15 protein-coding genes and 2 tRNA genes are annotated in these 17,133 nt (G+C 62.1%); 6 read left to right on the forward strand and 11 right to left on the reverse strand.

Annotation, left to right across the window (positions count from 1 at the left end):
• The first annotated feature begins 31 nt into the window (after positions 1-31).
• A complete protein-coding gene (locus VVT58_RS07380; protein WP_327753556.1) occupies positions 32-1,039 on the forward strand; it encodes a GNAT family N-acetyltransferase in 1,008 nt (335 codons plus the stop codon).
• A 28-nt stretch (positions 1,040-1,067) separates the two neighbouring features.
• Positions 1,068-1,358, forward strand: coding sequence for an acyl carrier protein (locus tag VVT58_RS07385; RefSeq protein WP_327753555.1), 291 nt, complete (start codon positions 1,068-1,070; stop codon positions 1,356-1,358).
• 371 nt (positions 1,359-1,729) lie between these two features.
• Here VVT58_RS07385 and ettA read toward each other — a convergent pair whose 3' ends face one another.
• On the reverse strand, positions 1,730-3,415 hold the full coding sequence (gene ettA, locus VVT58_RS07390; protein WP_066555887.1) for an energy-dependent translational throttle protein EttA: 1,686 nt from the start codon (positions 3,413-3,415) through the stop codon (positions 1,730-1,732).
• Between the two features lie 100 nt (positions 3,416-3,515).
• Between ettA and VVT58_RS07395 the strand changes: the two genes are divergently transcribed.
• From VVT58_RS07395 to VVT58_RS07405, 3 genes are all read left to right on the forward strand, one after another.
• The gene (locus tag VVT58_RS07395) at positions 3,516-4,892 is read left to right on the forward strand and encodes a M28 family peptidase (RefSeq protein WP_327753554.1); all 1,377 of its coding nucleotides are present in this window, start codon (positions 3,516-3,518) and stop codon (positions 4,890-4,892) included.
• Between the two features lie 156 nt (positions 4,893-5,048).
• The gene (locus VVT58_RS07400) at positions 5,049-5,261 is read left to right on the forward strand and encodes a hypothetical protein (protein ID WP_327753553.1); all 213 of its coding nucleotides are present in this window, start codon (positions 5,049-5,051) and stop codon (positions 5,259-5,261) included.
• 134 nt (positions 5,262-5,395) lie between these two features.
• Positions 5,396-5,472 (forward strand) — tRNA-Pro (locus tag VVT58_RS07405).
• Positions 5,473-5,886: 414 nt separating this feature from the next.
• Here VVT58_RS07405 and VVT58_RS07410 read toward each other — a convergent pair.
• The 7 genes from VVT58_RS07410 to VVT58_RS07440 form a co-directional block, all read right to left on the reverse strand.
• Complete coding sequence (locus VVT58_RS07410; RefSeq protein WP_327753552.1) at positions 5,887-7,170, reverse strand: alginate export family protein; 1,284 nt, start codon at positions 7,168-7,170, stop codon at positions 5,887-5,889.
• Between the two features lie 68 nt (positions 7,171-7,238).
• Positions 7,239-8,042 carry an ABC transporter ATP-binding protein gene (locus VVT58_RS07415; RefSeq protein WP_066555882.1) on the reverse strand — a complete coding sequence of 268 codons (804 nt, stop codon included), beginning with the start codon at positions 8,040-8,042 and terminating at the stop codon, positions 7,239-7,241.
• Positions 8,043-8,059: 17 nt separating this feature from the next.
• Complete coding sequence (ntrB, locus tag VVT58_RS07420; protein WP_327753551.1) at positions 8,060-9,055, reverse strand: nitrate ABC transporter permease; 996 nt, start codon at positions 9,053-9,055, stop codon at positions 8,060-8,062.
• The gene (locus VVT58_RS07425) at positions 9,055-10,335 is read right to left on the reverse strand and encodes a CmpA/NrtA family ABC transporter substrate-binding protein (RefSeq protein ID WP_327753550.1); all 1,281 of its coding nucleotides are present in this window, start codon (positions 10,333-10,335) and stop codon (positions 9,055-9,057) included. The genes ntrB and VVT58_RS07425 overlap by 1 nt, the downstream gene beginning before the upstream one ends.
• 435 nt (positions 10,336-10,770) lie before the next feature.
• Positions 10,771-10,846, reverse strand: a tRNA-Ile gene (locus tag VVT58_RS07430).
• 26 nt (positions 10,847-10,872) lie between these two features.
• Positions 10,873-11,910 (reverse strand): polysaccharide deacetylase family protein, encoded by a 1,038-nt coding sequence (locus VVT58_RS07435; RefSeq protein WP_327753549.1) that lies wholly within the window; start codon positions 11,908-11,910, stop codon positions 10,873-10,875.
• Positions 11,911-11,960: 50 nt separating this feature from the next.
• The gene (locus VVT58_RS07440; protein ID WP_327753547.1) at positions 11,961-13,667 is read right to left on the reverse strand and encodes a HAMP domain-containing sensor histidine kinase; all 1,707 of its coding nucleotides are present in this window, start codon (positions 13,665-13,667) and stop codon (positions 11,961-11,963) included.
• 203 nt (positions 13,668-13,870) lie between these two features.
• Here VVT58_RS07440 and VVT58_RS07445 point away from each other — a divergent pair, with 203 nt between their 5' ends.
• Complete coding sequence (locus tag VVT58_RS07445; RefSeq protein ID WP_066555875.1) at positions 13,871-14,344, forward strand: Lrp/AsnC family transcriptional regulator; 474 nt, start codon at positions 13,871-13,873, stop codon at positions 14,342-14,344.
• A gap of 73 nt (positions 14,345-14,417) precedes the next feature.
• On the opposite strand, the gene trxB is transcribed toward VVT58_RS07445, so the two are convergent.
• The 3 genes from trxB to VVT58_RS07460 all read right to left on the reverse strand — a co-directional run bounded on the left by trxB (position 14,418) and on the right by VVT58_RS07460 (position 17,130).
• Complete coding sequence (trxB, locus tag VVT58_RS07450) at positions 14,418-15,380, reverse strand: thioredoxin-disulfide reductase (protein ID WP_327753546.1); 963 nt, start codon at positions 15,378-15,380, stop codon at positions 14,418-14,420.
• 118 nt (positions 15,381-15,498) lie between these two features.
• Entirely contained in the window at positions 15,499-16,236 is a 738-nt protein-coding gene (locus VVT58_RS07455) for a peptidase (RefSeq protein ID WP_327753545.1), read from the reverse strand.
• Between the two features lie 24 nt (positions 16,237-16,260).
• Positions 16,261-17,130 (reverse strand): transglutaminase family protein, encoded by an 870-nt coding sequence (locus tag VVT58_RS07460; RefSeq protein ID WP_327753544.1) that lies wholly within the window; start codon positions 17,128-17,130, stop codon positions 16,261-16,263.
• Between the last annotated feature and the right edge of the window lie 3 nt (positions 17,131-17,133).

The raw sequence follows: 17,133 nt of genomic DNA on the forward strand, positions 1-17,133 counted from the left end.
AACGCCATGCTGTCGCCGTGGAGATAGTGGTTTGCTGGTCGCAAGGGAATATCGCAGCGTCACGCAAGCGCGCCAAGCGCTCGGGACTGCGCTCGACCGCGCCTCCACCCCATCGCTGTTCGACCGCATCGACTGGTTCGAATCGCTCCACGCCCATTGCTTCCCCGCCACCAATGTCCGCATCTTCCAGGCGTTGGAAGGGGAGCATCAGGCATGGCTTTTCCTCCTCTCCCCCAAATCCGGACGGCTGAGCGCGCTTGCCAACTGGTACAGCTTCGACTGGACACCCATCTTCCTCGGCCCGCCCGACTGGACCGTCCGCCGCCGCCTGATCGAAGTCATCGCCCAGCATCTGCTGAAGGACAGCGCCCAGATCGACCTTTATCCGGTAACGGAGACATCCGGCCTGCTGCTCGACGCCTTCCGCCGCGCCGGCTGGTTCAGCGTCCGGCGGCCAATGGGCGGACGGCATATATTGCATCTGAACGGCCGGACTTTCGAGGATTATTGGGCGCAGAGGCCCGGCCGCCTGCGCACGCTGATCACGCGCAAAAGCCGCGCCAGCCGCTTCACCCTCAGCATCGCGGACCGGCTGACCGATACGCTGTGGCGCGATTATGTCGCCGTCCATAACCGAAGCTGGAAACAGCCTGAAGCGAACCTATCCTTCCTCTACGCCCTTGCCGCCCGGGAAAGCGCCGTCGGCACGCTCCGCCTGGGTTTCGCAAGGCTGGAGGATCAGCCGGTGGCGACTCAACTCTGGACCGTGGAAAACGGCGCCGCGCTGATCCACAAGCTGGCCCATGATCAGGCCTTCGACGGCGCCTCACCCGGCAGCCTGCTCAGCCATGCCATGTTCGCCCATGCCATCGACCGCGATCATGTCGCGACGATCGACTATGGCACCGGCGACAATGGCTACAAGACCGACTGGATGGAGCAGCGGGAAACGCTCTACCGGCTCGATTTCTTCAACCCCCGGCGCGCCTCCATCTGGCTCCCCGCCGCGCGCACGGCCATTTCCGCGCTTGTAGGTTAGCGGCGGAACGATTAGGTAGGCGCCCATCATGCGGGCGGACAATATACAACCGGTCGACCGGGCAATGGATATCGAAACAATGATGCGCGCGCTGCTGCGCGATGTGCTGGCCTTGTCCCAGGACCGGGTCGATGCGTTCGAGGCGGATACGCCGCTGTTCGGCGCGCTGCCGGAACTCGATTCCATGGCTGTCGCTGGCCTGCTCACCGAAATGGAAGACCGTTTCGCTATTCTCATCGAAGATGAGGATATTGATGGCGATACGTTCGAGACTTTCGGTTCGCTGGTAACCTTCGCGCGGGCTAAGGTCGGGAACTGAATTTCCGGATTTAAAAGCGCGCTTCTGCATTTTCGCAGATCGTCTCGAATGGGTAAAAAGCGGACCTTCGGTTTCCGTCATCCCAGCGAAAGCTGGGATCTCAGGCGATAGCGTACGACCTAGCCTCACGAGATCCCAGCTTTCGCTGGGATGACGATATTATCTACGTCCATTTCTAGCCAAAACGCGCCCCTAACTTCCGCAAAGAAAAAAAGGCCGATCCCGAAGGACCGGCCTGAAAGTTTTAGGAGAGGATGCCTGAAAGGCCTCCTCTATATGCAGTGCAACATGTTATTTCGCAAGTGCGAAATGAGAAACCGGAATTGCAATCATTGCAACCTGATTAACGCCGTCGCACTGCACCGGAAAAATCAGCGCGTCAGCTTCTTGTACGCCAGTCGCGTCGGACGGTCCGCCGCATCGCCCAGACGGCGGCGCTTGTCCTCTTCATACATTTCGAAATTGCCCTCGAACCATTCGACATGGCTGTCGCCTTCAAAGGCCAGGATATGCGTCGCCAGACGATCGAGGAAGAAGCGGTCGTGGCTGATGACCACGGCGCAGCCAGCGAAATTCTCGATAGCCTCTTCGAGCGCCGCCAGCGTTTCGACGTCGAGGTCGTTGGTCGGTTCGTCGAGCAGCAGCACGTTGCCGCCTTTCTTCAGCATCTTGGCGATGTGCACGCGATTACGCTCACCGCCAGACAGCTTGCCGACATTCTTCTGCTGGTCCTGCCCCTTGAAGTTGAAGGCGCCGACATAGGCGCGCGTCGACATGTCGTGGCCGTTGACCTTCACATAATCGAGGCCGTCCGAAACCTCTTCCCAGACATTTTTCGTCGGGTCGAGATGGTCGCGGCTCTGGTCGACATAGCCCAGACGCACGGTCGAACCGATGTCGATCTCACCCGAATCGGGGGTCTCCTGGCCAGTGATGATACGGAACAGCGTGGATTTACCCGCGCCGTTCGGCCCGATCACGCCAACGATGCCGCCCGGCGGCAACAGGAAGGAGAGATCCTCGAACAGCAGCTTGTCGCCATAGGCTTTGCTGATGCCCTTGAACTCGATCACCTTGCCGCCGAGACGTTCGGGCACCTGGATGACGATCTGCGCCTTGCCCGGCGTGCGATTCTCCTGCCCGGCGACCAGTTCCTCGAACTTCTTGATACGCGCCTTGGACTTGGTTTGACGACCTTTGACGCCGGCGCGAATCCACTCCAGCTCGTCCTTGATCGCCTTCTGGCGACCGGATTCCTCGCGGGATTCCTGCTCCAGACGCTGGGATTTCTTTTCCAGATAGGTGGAATAATTGCCCTCGTAAGGGAAATATTTGCCGCGATCGAGTTCGAGAATCCAACCCACGACATTGTCGAGGAAATAGCGGTCGTGGGTGATCATCAGCACCGCGCCCGCATATTCCTTGAGATGGTTTTCCAGCCATTCGACGCTCTCGGCATCAAGATGGTTGGTCGGTTCGTCGAGCAGCAGGATGTCCGGCTTCTGGATCAGCAGCCGGGTCAGCGCGATACGGCGCTTTTCACCGCCCGACAGGCTTTCGACCGACCAGTCCGACGGCGGGCAGCGCAGCGCTTCCATCGCGATTTCAAGCTGGTTGTCGAGCGTCCAGCCGTCGACCGCGTCGATCTGCTCCTGCAACGTGCCCATTTCCTCCATGAGCGCGTCGAAATCGGCATCCTCCGGCGGGTCGGCCATGATCATGCTGATCTCGTTGAAGCGGTCCATCTTGTCCGCGATCTCGCGCGCGCCGTCCTTGACGTTTTCAAGGACGTTCTTGCTGGTGTCGAGCTGCGGCTCCTGCGGCAGATAGCCGACCGTGATATTCTCGCCCGGCCAGGCTTCCCCGGTGAAATCCTTGTCGATGCCGCCCATGATCTTCATCAGCGTCGACTTGCCCGCGCCGTTGGGGCCGACGATGCCGATCTTGGCACCGCGGTAGAATTGCAGGTTGATGCCGTTCAACACCGGTTTCTGGGCGCCGGGGAAGCTCTTGGTCATGTTTTTCATGACGAAGGCATATTGCGATGAGGCGGACATGGCTGAAGCAGCTCCGAAAGGATAAACGTTAAAATCGGGGCGGAGTTAGCGGAGCCGGAACGCGTTGGCAAATGGGGGATGGCTCGCTAAGCCTTCACCCATGCAGAAAATCCGATCGGGCACGCTTGCCGCCCTTCTCTTCGGCAGCATCTTCACCCCCGTCCTTCCTCTCACCGCCGCGCCTTCCGGTGTGGACGCGATTCGCGCGTCCGCCCTGACGGACGGGGTGGCGATGGATTTCACCGAAGGTCTCACGACCGAAATAGGCTCCCGCCCCGCAGGCACGCCACAGGAATCCCGCGCACGCGATTGGGCCGTGGCAAAACTCAAAAGCCTGGGCTTCTCCAACGTCCGTGCCGAACCCTACACCATGCCCGTCTGGCTGCGTGGCCATGATGAAGCCCGCGTGATCTCGCCCTTCCCGCAAAATCTGGTCCTCGCCGCGCTGGGCAACAGCGCTTCCACTCCAGACACGGGGATCGAAGGCGAAATCGTCTATTTCCCTACCCTTGCCGACCTTGAAGCCGCACCCGAAGGCAGCCTCACCGGCAAGATTGCCTTCGTCAGCCACGCCATGCACCCGACCCAGGACGGCAGCTCCTATGGCTATTTCGGCGCCACCCGCCGCCAGGGGCCAAGCATCGCCTCGAAAAAGGGCGCCATCGCCATATTGATCCGCTCCATCGGCACGGACAATCATCGCCAGCCCCATACGGGCGTCCAGATGTGGGCCGATGGCGTCAAACCCATTCCCGCCGCCGCGCTCAGCGTGCCTGATGCCGAACAACTCGCCCGCATGGTCTCGCGCGGTCAGCCGGTGCGGCTTCACCTGACGCTCACCTCGAAAATGCTCAAGGACCAGCCCTCGGGCAATGTCGTCGCGGAAATCCCCGGCAGCGATCCCAAGGCGGGCGTCGTCGTCGCCGCCTGCCATCTCGACAGTTGGGACCAGGGCACGGGCGCGATCGACGACGGCGCGGGCTGCGGCATCGTGGCGGCCGCCGCGCTGCAGGCTGCCAAGGCCGGGACGCCCCGCCGCACCATCCGCGTGCTGATGGCGGGTGCGGAGGAAGTGGGCGGCAATGGCGGCCGCGCCTATTTCGACGCTCATGGAAAAGAAGCCCACGCCATGGCGATGGAATCGGATTTCGGAGCGGATCGCGTCTGGCGCGTCGATTTCAAACTGCAGCAGGGGCATGATCCCCTCGCTCGCCGGATCACGGCTGGGCTGGCGCCGCTCGGCATCGGCGCCAGTCGTTTGCCCGCCGGCGGAGGTTCCGACATCGAACCGCTGGTGAAGGCGGGCGTTCCGGTAATTGATCTTCAGCAGGACGGCACGCGCTATTTCGACATTCACCACACGCCCGATGATACGTTGGACAAGATCGATCCGGCACAGCTTCAACAGAATGTCGCCGCCTGGACAGTTGCACTTTACGAAATCGCAAATGCGCCAGAATCGCTAGGCAGTAACTGAACTTTTATTGTAGACAACACCCTGTCGCGTGATTCTGTCGCTTCACCGACGCAGAAAAGCATTGATTTGTGCAGCGCACACGTTAATGCGGGTCGCTCGCGTAGGTCACGAATTTAACGTGTCTGACGCGGCAAAATGCTATGGGAGCCGTACACAATGAAGAAGATCGCTGTTGTTTTCGCTTCGGCCGGCCTGCTGGCCCTCGCCGCTTGCGGTGAGAAGCCGGCTAACGAGACCGCGAACGCTTCGAACGCTGTTGTTGAGAACGTCGTCGAGAACGCTGCTAACGCTGCCGACAACGCTGCGAACGCTGCCGACAACGCCGCGAACGCTGCGAACGTCGCTGGCAACGCCGCGAACGCCGAATAATCTTCGCTACAGCGAGATATTCGAAAGGGCGGATCGTCTTGGTACGATCCGCCCTTTTTCTATGCTGGCAACGGCATAAGGGGCAAAAGCGAGATTGACGGGCCACATGCTTCACCGCTAAGGCCCGCGAGCGCCGGGGAGTAGCGCAGTCTGGTAGCGCGCCTGCTTTGGGAGCAGGATGTCGCAGGTTCGAATCCTGTCTCCCCGACCATCCACTCTTCCCGATGGTTTTGCGTTTGCTTGGTATGGATCGCCGGGCTTTCACATTTCAGTGAAACAGCAGCCAAAGAATGATGATGACGGGGATGGGCACGCCCAACAGCCATAGCAAAATGCCTTTGCCCATCTGACTCGATCCTCTTTTAATTCTCTCGCATATTCAACTGCCGAAGCTACGCTGATGTTCCGCGATTTCATCGGTTGCGGCTTCCTGTCTGCTCCCCATGCATCGCGCCCAATAAAAAAGCCGCGGCGCTCGACTTGCGGGCGCAGCAGCTTCTTCATTGGTCGCAATTTCGAACGAAGCGCAGCCCTCTTATAGTCAGAACGCCATCGCGGCCGGTCCTTCCAAGACCCGGCAGCGATGGCGCCCCAGACAACGGCGGCGTCGCCCCGCCGTTACAACTCAGAGCGCATAATCGATCTGCGCCCAGAACTTCTTGGTGTCGGCATCGCCGGTGTAGCTGGAGATTCCCTTGCGGTCATAATCGGCATATTTGACGAGCGTGCTCAGATGCTTGTTTATCTTCAGCGATACCTGCGCGTTATATTCGTCGCCATAATGGATCGACAGCCGGTCGCTGCTGAAGTGATGATAGGTGAAGGACGCCACCAGCGGCCCGGCCTTGCCCAGCTTCGGCACGGTATAAGCGATCCCGGCATAATAGTCCTGAATGCCCGTGCCCGGCGTGGTCAGGAACTTATCGGCCCAGCCATTGAACTTGTGCAAGGTTGCAAAGGGCGTCTGGAAGGCGAAACCGCCCGCAATCCCGGTCGCGCCCGCATCCGACCCCAGAAGTTCATAGCCGCCCGTCAGCTTGAAGGCAGCGACGTCCAGCCCCAGTTCCGCGATCACATAGTCCGCCGAATAATCGACCGGATTGGTCGCATAGTCGCTCTGCCGCGCATAGCTGGCGAGGTAGCTGAGCTTCACCTTCTTCGTGAACGGCACGGCGCCCATGAAACGCGCGCCATAGGTCTGACTGCTGTTCCGCCGCAGCGCGACGACGGCTTCATCCTCGTCCACCAGATAGGCAAAGCCGGTCAGCGTCCCCAGCTTCGTCTTGTAGGAAACATTGGCAAAGACATTGTCCCCGTCGATGTTCGTCGGCCGGTTGGTCGATCCGAACTTGCCGCCGTCTATGCCCCAGATGGTCCGCGCCGAAATCGCATAGGTGACGTCGACCTTGAGGTTCTTCACGCCCATATATTCGACGCGCACCGCATCGAAAGTCTGCTCATTCTGCCGCCAAGCGACCGATCCGACAAAACGCTGGTCGTCCAGATTGATCCGCTGGCGTCCGACGGTCACGATCAGGGGCTTGGTGCGATACTGGATCTGCACCCGATTGGCCTCGACATTTTCCGGATCAGCGACGATCGGATAGAGCGTCTTCCCATTGACGCCGCTATTATAATCCTCGTTGATCGCCAGCGTGCCTTCCGCTTCCGCCAGGAAAGCCCATGGCCCCTTGGAAATCTCGCCGCCCGCGCGCACCCGCATCGTCACCGCTTCAGCGTCGCGGCTGCTGGTGAGAGGCGCTGGGCCGGCCTGATCGACCGTCTCGTAACGCAGCCGCGCTTCGACGATCGGCTTGAACACCACGTCCTGCGCCAGCGCCGGCGCCGCGATCGCGGACAACCCCATTATTGGGGCCGAAGCCGACAACAAGAAACAAACTCTACGCATAAATCCCCCTTCATTGCTCCCGATGGCTCTTTGGGCCTTTCAGGGCATCCTCTCGATTTTCTTGATTTTCAGGCGGCGAGCGTCGCCGGATTGCGGTAGCGCTCGTGCAGGAAATGTATGACGGCGGAGCGCGCCTCGGCATATTCAACCGTATCGATGGCCTCCAGCCGGTTCCGGGGCCGCGCCAGCGATACGGCCCGATCCTCTCCGATCCGCGCCGCCGGGCCGTTGGTCATCATGACGACCCGATCGGCCAGCAACACCGCTTCATCGACATCATGGGTGATCATCAGCACGGTGTTGTTGAGCCGCGCCTGCAGATCCATCACCACATCCTGAAGCGCCGCCCGCGTCAGCGCATCAAGCGCTCCGAAAGGCTCGTCCATCAGCAGAACGCGCGGGTTCATCGCGATAGCGCGGGCGATCCCGACGCGCTGCTTCATGCCGCCGGACAGTTCGCCGGGGCGCTTGCCCGCGGCATGGGTCATCTGGACCAGTTCCAGATTGTGCATGACCCAATCCTTGCGCTCGGCCTTGTTCTTGCCGCCCGCCGTCTTGTCGACCGCGAGGCGCACATTCTCCTCCACCGTCAGCCAGGGCAGCAGGCTATGGTCCTGAAAAACCACCGCCCGGTCCGGCCCCGGCGCATCCACCACTTGTCCGTCCAGGAAGATGGCGCCGCGGGTCGGCTTGACCAGCCCCGCCACGGCATTGAGCAGAGTCGATTTGCCGCAGCCCGAATGGCCGATCAGCGCCACGAACTGCCCCTTTTCGACTTCCAGATCGATCCCGTCGAGCGCACAGAAGCGCCCTGCCTTGGTCGGGAATTCGACGGTGATGCCTTCAAGCGCGAGATAGCTGCGCTGTTTCATGGTCCTGCCTCCCCTTTTCAGCCGGCGCGGCCGATGATGCGGCCTGCAAAGGCGACGATACGGTCCAGCGTGAAACCCACCATGCCGATCCAGATCAGCGCGACGATGGTGTCGGTCAGCAGCGAGCTGTTGTAGCTGTCCCAGATGAAGAAGCCGACGCCAGTGCCACCCTGCACCATTTCAGCGGCGACGATGGCGAGCCAGCTCATGCCGACGCCGATGCGCAGCCCGGTGAACATGTGCGGCACGGTCGCAGGCAACATGATCCGCACGAAATATTCGAAGGGATTGAGCGCCAGCACCTTGGCGACATTGCGATAAGCGGTCGGGAGGGTCTGCACGCCCGCCGCCGTGTTCAATATGATCGGCCAGATCGCGGTGATGAAGATCAGGAAGATCGCGGATGGCTGCGCCTGCTGGAAGATCGCCAGACTGATCGGCAGCCAAGCCAGCGGCGGCACGGTCCGCAACACCTGGAACAGTGGATCGAGCGCGCGGAAGGCAAAGACGCTCTGCCCGATCAATATGCCCAGCGCCACCCCGATCACCGCCGCGATGCTGTAGCCGATCAAAACGCGGCTGAGGCTGGTCAGCACATGCCCGGCAATGCCGACATCGCCGCCGTCCTGGATGCTGAAATGGGTAAAGCCGATTTCCACACCCTTGAACGGATGGATGATGACCTCATGGCTTTCCTGCCAGACCTTGAGCGGGCTGGGGAAAGTCGCGTCCGGCGATCCGCAGAGCAACTGCCAGAAGGCAAGCAGCGCGGCGATCATCACCATGGTAGGCAGCGCGTTCGCCACCATCGATCGCGCACCCCGGATGAGCGGATGCACGGGTACGGCGACCGGCTCGAAACTGCGCCGGGCAATGGCCTCTTCGGGATAGGGCACGATCACCCCCAATTCGGTAGCGGTGGCACCGCCGGCCGAAGCCGACGGTCCGCTTGTCTTGCCGCCTGTCCTGCCGTTGCTGTGCGATGGCGACGCCATGCTCGTCTCCTTGCTCATCAGACCCGCTTGATCGCCAGGCTGGCGAGATAAGCCTTGGGATTGGCGGGGTCGAAGGTCTTGCCGTCGAAGAATTTCTCGACACCGCGGCTGTCGCTGGCCGGCCCCTTGCCGCCCAGCATCGCGGCCGCCTTGCGCCAGATGTCGGAGCGGTTGACCTTGGCGATCGTGCCCTTGGTATCGAGCGTCATGGGCAGCTTGCCCCAGCGCTGGTTCTCGGTGAGGAACCAGAGGTCATGGCTCTTGTAGGGGAAGGACGCATAGCCCGCGAAGAACTTCATCTTAAAGGCCGCGTTCGGGAATTTCCGCCCGTCGCCCATGTTGAAATTGCCTTGCAGACGGTCGGCAATGTCAGTGATCGGGCATTTCAGATAGTCGCGGCCCGAAATCGTGCCCGCCAGCCGGGTGATATTGCCCGGATTGTCGGCCCAGCGCTGCGCCTCGATGATGGCAGCGGTAATCGCCTGCGCCGCCTTGGGATATTTCGCCACCCAGTCGGAGCGCATCGCGAAGCTCTTTTCGGGATGGTTCATCCACATCTGGCCGGTCGAAACCGCCGTATAGCCAAGCTGCTGCGCAACGAGCTGGTCGTTCCACGGCTCGCCCACGCAGAAGGCGTCCATGGTATCGGCCTTCATGTTCGCGACCATCTGCGGCGGCGGCACGGTGATCAGTTCCACATCCTTGTCCGGGTCGATCCCGCCTGCTGCCAGCCAGTAACGCAGCCACATGTCGTGCGTGCCGCCGGGGAAGGTCATGGCCATGGTGATCTTCTTGCCCGCCGCCTTGCGCTGGGCGATTACGCCCTTCATCTTGCCGGCGTTTAGATCGGCCTTGGCGCCCAGATATTCCTTGGAAACGGAGATCGCCTGGCCGTTGACATTGAGGCGGGCGAGAATGCTCATCGGCGTGGCCTTGCCGATCGCGCCCAGCGTCAGCAGATAGGGCATAGGCGTCAGGATATGCGCACCATCGATGCCGCCACCGCCGCTACCCAGCACCAGATTGTCGCGTGTTGCGCCCCAGCTCGCCTGCTTCGCCACCTGCACGTCGGGCATGCCATATTTCGCGAAGAAGCCCAATTCCTTGGCGATGATCAGCGGCGCTGCGTCGGTCAGCGCGATGAAACCGAGCTTCGCGCCGGTCACTTCCGGCCCGGCGCCCTGCGCGAATGCGCCCGACGGAAAGGTCTGCTGCACCGCAGCGAACAGCGCCGCCGTACCGCTCGTCTTGAGCAATCCACGCCGGCTGACGTCGCCCGGATTATCCCCCTCTGCCATTCCCCAAAATCCTTCCTTGTTAATCATCACCGCTGCGCAACATGCACAACCAGCCATCGCCGGAAGCCCGTCCAGCGCACGAAAATCGATGTAGAGAGCCGCCCGGCAGCACCCATGCCGCCAGCGAAAAACCAAATAAAAAAGCCGCCGGGACGAAGGTCGTAAAACCTGTCCGGGCGGCGTCATTGCCATGCGGTCTTTTGAAGACCTGGATCGAACCTTTGCCGTCATCGGCCGGTTCAACCTAAGCGTCGAAGCGCCCCTGCTTCGACAGATAGGAAGCTGTCATCGATTCGTCCGAGTCGCAAGCAAAATTTTTGCGTTGCACAAAATGCAACTGCTCACCACTTTTCTGCATTTGCAAAAGTCAAGCACGAACCGTGCACTATCATGCAGAATCTGATGTGCAACCTGAATGGGAAGGGGAAAGGAAATTGGTGGGCCCGGCAGGACTCGAACCCGCAACCTAGCCGTTATGAGCGGCCAGCTCTAACCATTGAGCTACAGGCCCCACCTTGTTTGCCCGGATAGGCAGCATCAGGCCGCTTGGCAAGCCCGTCCGCGCACCTGAACTGCGCCAAGTAATTGATCGAGCGTCGCAGGCCGAATGTTCCGCCGGTCCAGATGATTCAACACCGCGTCCCACCAGCGATAGAAGGCCGCCCGATCGGCCTCATCCCGAACATAGGGCGTGTGGCCCGGCTCCAGCGTCGGAGAATGGAAGCTGAAATTCAACACGAGCGCCCCCTCCTCGATCAACGCGTCGATCGCAACGATCGCCTCATGCACGGTTATTCCCTCAGGCGTCAGCGGCACGCGGCTCAACATCCGCGTCCGCGCCAATGCGCCCGCTATCGGTCCCATGCGCTGCGCTGCCCGGTAAAGCCGCTCCCCACCCCCGCGCAGCAAGCCGGTAAAGGCGGTCGACAAGGGCAGTTCCACCAGGCTACGCGTCGGCCCCGCCCAATAGGGATATTGCGGCAAGCCCTGAAAATCCGGTCCATATTGCCCGCTATAATCGAAGCGGCTGCGCACCGAACTGTCGAGCCGGAACCCGGCCTCCTCCAGCAAGCGCGCGCTGTTCGGCCCCACGCCATAGCGTCCCGCCCGATAAGCGATCGGCCGCCTGCCGAAACGTTCCGCGATCCGCTGGCACAACGCCTCCAGCTTGGCCTGTTCCACCGCTTCCGGTAGAAAGCCGACATAGCTGTTGACCGCCGACACTTCCTCGACATGGGGCGGATTGACCCAGGGATGGAGATGCGCGCCGATGTCCGCCGCGCCGTCGGCCAGCCAGCGGCCCATCATCTCCGCCGCCGCATCGCTTTCGACCACCGGATAATCGGTCACATAGACGGGCTTGACGTCGGCTGCCGCGAAATAGGCTTGCCCCCGCGCCATGCCGCCAAGCGCCGTCACGCCATGCCCTGTCCGGCGGAAGGGCGCGCTCCAGTCGAACTCCTCCTCCGTATCTACGAACAGCATGAAGCGCGTGCCGAAGGCCGGGTCGAACGTGATCCTGTCCTCTGCCGCAGGCGCGCGGAGCAGGCTGCCGTCATGGGAAAGCATGGTCATTCCGCCATCGCTATCCGGATTTGGTTGCGATAGGGTTTCCCTGACCCAAGTCAGGCGCTGCCGACCGCATCCCCGGTTTCAGCGATTGCGGGCACGGCGAGCAGAAAGCGCCCCGGCTCGATCTCCAGCGCGCCGCCGCATCCCGCGGCCAGGCTGCGGATCAACCGCAAGGAAAAGCCGAGCCCCAGCAACGGACCGTCCGCCCAATTGCCATCCGGCATATAGCCGGGATCGAGCAGCCGATCCTCTTCCATCCCCGCCAAAGAGGACGGCCGATCGACCGCCAGCACGACCCGCCCATCCGCGCCGTCAGGCTGATACCAGCAAGCTCCGGTCAACGCCTCACCCGCAGGCGCCACGGAAATCAGCGTGCGCAACAGATGCTGAACCATCCGTTCGCCCTGCACCGGGTCGATTCGCACCATCGGCAGGCCACGCGCCATGGCGATGTCGATTTGCGCGCCATCGCCCTGCTCGCGGAAGCGCGCCGAAACCTGCGTCACCAGCAGCGCCGGATCGACCGCGCGCGGCGCCTCGCTGCCCTCGCCTCTCGACACGCGTGCCGCCAGGTCCAGATCGTCGAAGGCCGTCAGCAAATGCCGCGCATCCACCGCGATCTTGCCCGCCATGTCCCGATATTCATGCCCCGCCGGACCGAACAGCTCCTGTTCGATGATCTCGGCAAAACCCAATATCGCGTTCAGCGGCGTGCGCAATTCATGCACCAGTTGCCGGATGGAATCGGCGGACAATCCAGCGATCGAGACCGGCTCCGCCCGCGGCTCGGCAGCGACCTCATGCAGATAAGGCCGCCGCGCCTGTCCTCTATAACCCTGGAATCGGCCTGAGCGCGGATCGAAAAAGGGCGTGGCCGACATGCGCCATTCGCCCGCCATCGTGCCGCCGGCGATCGTGTAGCGGCCGCTCTGAAACCCGCTGCGCCGCATGAAGGCGCCCGCGACATGGCCATCGGGACCGCTGCCGCCCTCCAGCGCGGTTTCATTGAGCGCCAGCCCGATCAGCGCCGCCCGTGGCCCCTGGTCGATCCAGACGATGGTGCCCGCCGCATCGGTTTCAAAGGCGAAGGCGCGCGGTCCCACCATATCAGCGCGAGGTTGGGCCTCTTCCGCTTCGCCTGTCCGGCGCGTGCTGGTGAAGCGCGCGATCCGGTCGACCAGATTGCGGATTTGGCTTTGGTCCTCCGCTTCTTCCTCGACAGGTTCGCTTTGCGGCAGGTCAGCCGGCGGATCGGCATGGACGATCATCGCCTCGGTCAGCAGCATGTCTTCCTGCTCGGCCGCGACATCGCTGGTCAGTACCAGATCGGTCGCGCCAAAAGCCTCCAGCCCTTGCAGTGTCGCCGTCCCGAGGTCACGCCGCGACCGCAGCACCCCGCGTGCGGTCGGCGTCAAGCGCGGCAACATCTCCACCCAGGCCGCATCGGACAGGCGCGCGCGGGACATGGCCGCAGCCGTGATGGCCGGACGGTCGTTGGCGAAGAATTCGACCAGCGCGGGCGAACGCAGCCGCCCGCCCAGTTCAACGACAGTCGCGATCCGCTGCGTTTCCGACAGTTTCGGCAGCAGTCCGTTCAGCCGTTCCAGCAGCGCAGCGCGTTCGGCAGCGGACATGATGGACCGGTCATGCCGGTCATTTTGCGCCAGCAGATCCACGCATTGCCGCCACAGCGTCACGGCGCCAAGACCACTTCGGCCTTCCGCGGCGAGAACCGTCTGCATGAGATCGTTGAAGCGCACCCAAATTCCCCATTTCCGGCCCCGGCGCGGCGCGGAAAAACCATTAACCGGAAAGATCGTTACACAGGGATAATGCTTCGCGGCGTAAAGGGGAAGGGCCACAAATGGGTTCTTATGCGAACGTCGCATAGTGGGACAATTGCATTGTCCTGAAATATTATTATGATAACGCCATATTAACAGGCAAGGAAATAAGCGGAATAATGGCCGGCCCCAATATTGACGATATCGACCTCCAGATCCTGGGCGAATTGCAGGGCGACGGCAGGATGACTAATGTGGAGCTGGCCCGCAAGGTGGGCCTGACGGCTCCCCCCTGCCTGCGCCGTGTCCGCGCATTGGAGGAAAACGGCGCCATCAATTCCTATCACGCCGTGGTGAACCCATCGATGCTGGGCTACACGATCACGGTGTTCGCCATGGTCAGCCTGAAAAGCCAGGCCGAAGCGGACCTCAAGGCGTTCGAAGATCATATCGCCACCCTGCCCGAAGTCAGGGAATGCTATATGCTGAACGGCGAAATCGACTTCATCCTGAAGGTGGTGGCGAAGGATCTTCAGAGCTTCCAGCAATTCCTGACGTCGAAACTGACGCCTGCCCCCAATGTGGTGAGCGTGAAGACATCCCTCACCATCCGGATGTCGAAGAACCTGCCAGGCGTGCCTCTGCCGGTTTGAGCCGCCCCCGCCCCCTCCCCCTGCGGGAGGGGACATCTTGGGATAGCCATTTACGGCTGGAAGAAAACCCGCCTTACTCCGCTGCCACCGCCTCGAAATCCGTTTCGGCCAGGAACTTCTCCACGTCCAGCGCCGCCATGCAGCCCATGCCGGCTGCCGTCACCGCCTGTCGATAGACCTTGTCGCTGACGTCGCCCGCCGCGAACACGCCAGGAATGGCGGTCTTTGTGGTGCCCTTCTCGACCAGCAAATAACCCTCGTCCATCGGCAGCTTGTCGATGAACAGTTCCGTCGCGGGCTGATGGCCGATGGCGACGAAAGCGCCATCCGTCTCGATATGCGATTTATGGCCGGTCACCGTATCGACCAGGTCAACCCCCACCAGCCCTTCCGGACTGCCGCCGCCGACGAAGCGCTCTATCGCCTGGTTCCACAGCACCTTGATGTTCGGATGGGCGAACAGGCGCTGCTGCAAAATCTTCTCCGCCCGCAGCGAATCGCGGCGATGAATCAGCGTGACGTCATGGCTGTGGTTGGTGAGGTAGAGCGCTTCCTCAACCGCAGTATTGCCGCCGCCGATCACCACCACCTTCTTGCCGCGATAGAAGAAGCCGTCGCAGGTCGCGCAGGCCGAAACGCCTTTGCCCTGCAAAAGCTGCTCGCCCTCGGCACCCAGCCATTTGGCCTGCGCGCCGGTCGCGATCACCAGGCTGTCGGCATAATAGAGCGTGCCGCTGTCGCCCTTCAGACGGAAGGGCCGCTCGGAAAGGTCCACGTCGACGATCTGGTCGTACATCATCTGCGCGCCGACATGCTCGGCCTGCGCCTGCATCTGCTCCATCAGCCACGGCCCCTGGATGACGTCGCGGAAGCCCGGATAATTTTCGACATCGGTGGTGATGGTGAGTTGCCCGCCCGGCTGCATGCCCTGCACCACGATCGGCGCCAGACCCGCGCGCGCACCGTAAATGGCGGCGGACAGGCCGGCAGGGCCAGAACCGAGGATCAGCATGCGGGTCGAATGGGTTGCGGTCATGAACGTCTTTCCGGCTGCGATTCGTGTGTCGGGATGAGATAGGCTGCGCGGGCACGCACGCAAGCCATGGATTTGCTTGAAGGGTAAGAAGCTGAACGATCAGACCGTCGCAGCCAATCTAGTCGATGACGTTGGGCAGATCCTCGAACCCCTTCCGCAGCGCCGCCGACCAGCTATGCGACAGGAGCTGGAACTCCTCATTATCGGCCTCGATCCGCGTCCGCACACGAAAGTCGAACCTGTCGCGCTCGATCACCGTCAGGTCCAGCGGCATTCCCACCGACAGGTTCGACCGCAGCGTCGAGTCCATCGACACCAGCACCGCTTTGGTCGCATCCTCCAGACTGGTTTCGCGCTTGATGATGCGGTCCAGGATCGGCTTGCCATATTTATGCTCACCGATTTGGAAGAAAGGCGTATCCTCCGTCGCCTCGATGAAATTGCCCGCCGAATAAATGAGGTAGAGCCGCGGCTTCCCGCCCTTGCGCTGCCCCGCGATCAGGATGGAGGCATCCGCCGCCGCCCCCTGCATCTCAATCGTGCTGCGATAGCGGCCCTGCATGGTGCACATCGCCTCTCCCACGATCTGCGCGACGCGGTGCATGGTGGGACAGTTCAGGATCGTCTCCACCTCCGGATCGAGCGCTGCATCCTTGATCGCGCGGCCCAGCATCGCCTTCACCCCCTGGGTGATCGACAGATTGCCCGAACACATCATGGTGATCGCCCGCTCGCCCGGCACGCTGTAGGTGAAGCTCTTGCGGAAGCGGGCGATATTATCCATCCCCGCATTGGTGCGGGTATCGGACAGCATGACCAGCCCCTGGTCGACACGCACCGCCACACAATAGGTCATCGCCCACCGGGCTCCCGTATTTGTTCAATCCTGCGTGGTGGTTTGCGTGCTTTGTTGTTGCTGACGTTGCAGTTGCCGCTCTTCCACCCCTTCCTCCGCCTGCGCGATCCGGACGTCCGCGTCAATCCAGATATCGCCCGCCACCGTCACGGAGCCCCGAATCGGGGCAGCCTCATCAGCGTCCAGCCCGCAGGCGATCCGCAGATAGCGCTCCGTCACGCAGACCCGGTTGGACGGATCGAACCCCACCCAGCCCAGTTCCGGCACCAACGCCTCCGCCCAGCCATGGGTTTCGTGCAGCACATCGCCTTCATCGGCCAACAGATAACCCGACACATAGCGGGCCGGAATCCCCAAGGCCCGCGCCCCGGCGATGAAAACCTGCGCATGATCCTGACAGACCCCCGCCCCCAGCGCGAATGCCTCCGCCGACGTGGTGCTGGCTGTCGTGACGCCCGCGCGATAGGCCACGGCATCGCTCACCGCCGCCGACAACGCATGGAGCCTCGCCAGCGGCCCATCCTCATCGGGCAAGCTCAACGCCATCGCCCTGATCCCCTCGGATGCCTTGGTCAGTCGCGTCTCCCGCAGGAAATAGCGCGGATTCACCCGGCCACCCAGCCAGCCCAGCACGCCATGGCTTTCCCGCGTCTCGACCAATCCTTCCGCGACGATCACGGCATTGTCCATTCGGTCGTGCCGAACCCAGATCGCCTCCATTTCGCCATAGCTGTTGGGGCGGAAGCTGGTCAGCGGCTCGCCATTGACGCTGACCTGCCAGTCCATCACCTTCTGCGCGGGCGTATCGACCGGCATCAGCTTCAGCCGCATCGCCACCCGCCCGGCTGCAGCCTCATAGCGGTAGGTCGTCTGATGACGGACGAGCAGTTTCACCGC

The organism is Sphingobium sp. SJ10-10, assembly GCF_036038995.2.
In the GTDB taxonomy this organism is placed as follows: Bacteria; Pseudomonadota; Alphaproteobacteria; order Sphingomonadales; family Sphingomonadaceae; genus Sphingobium.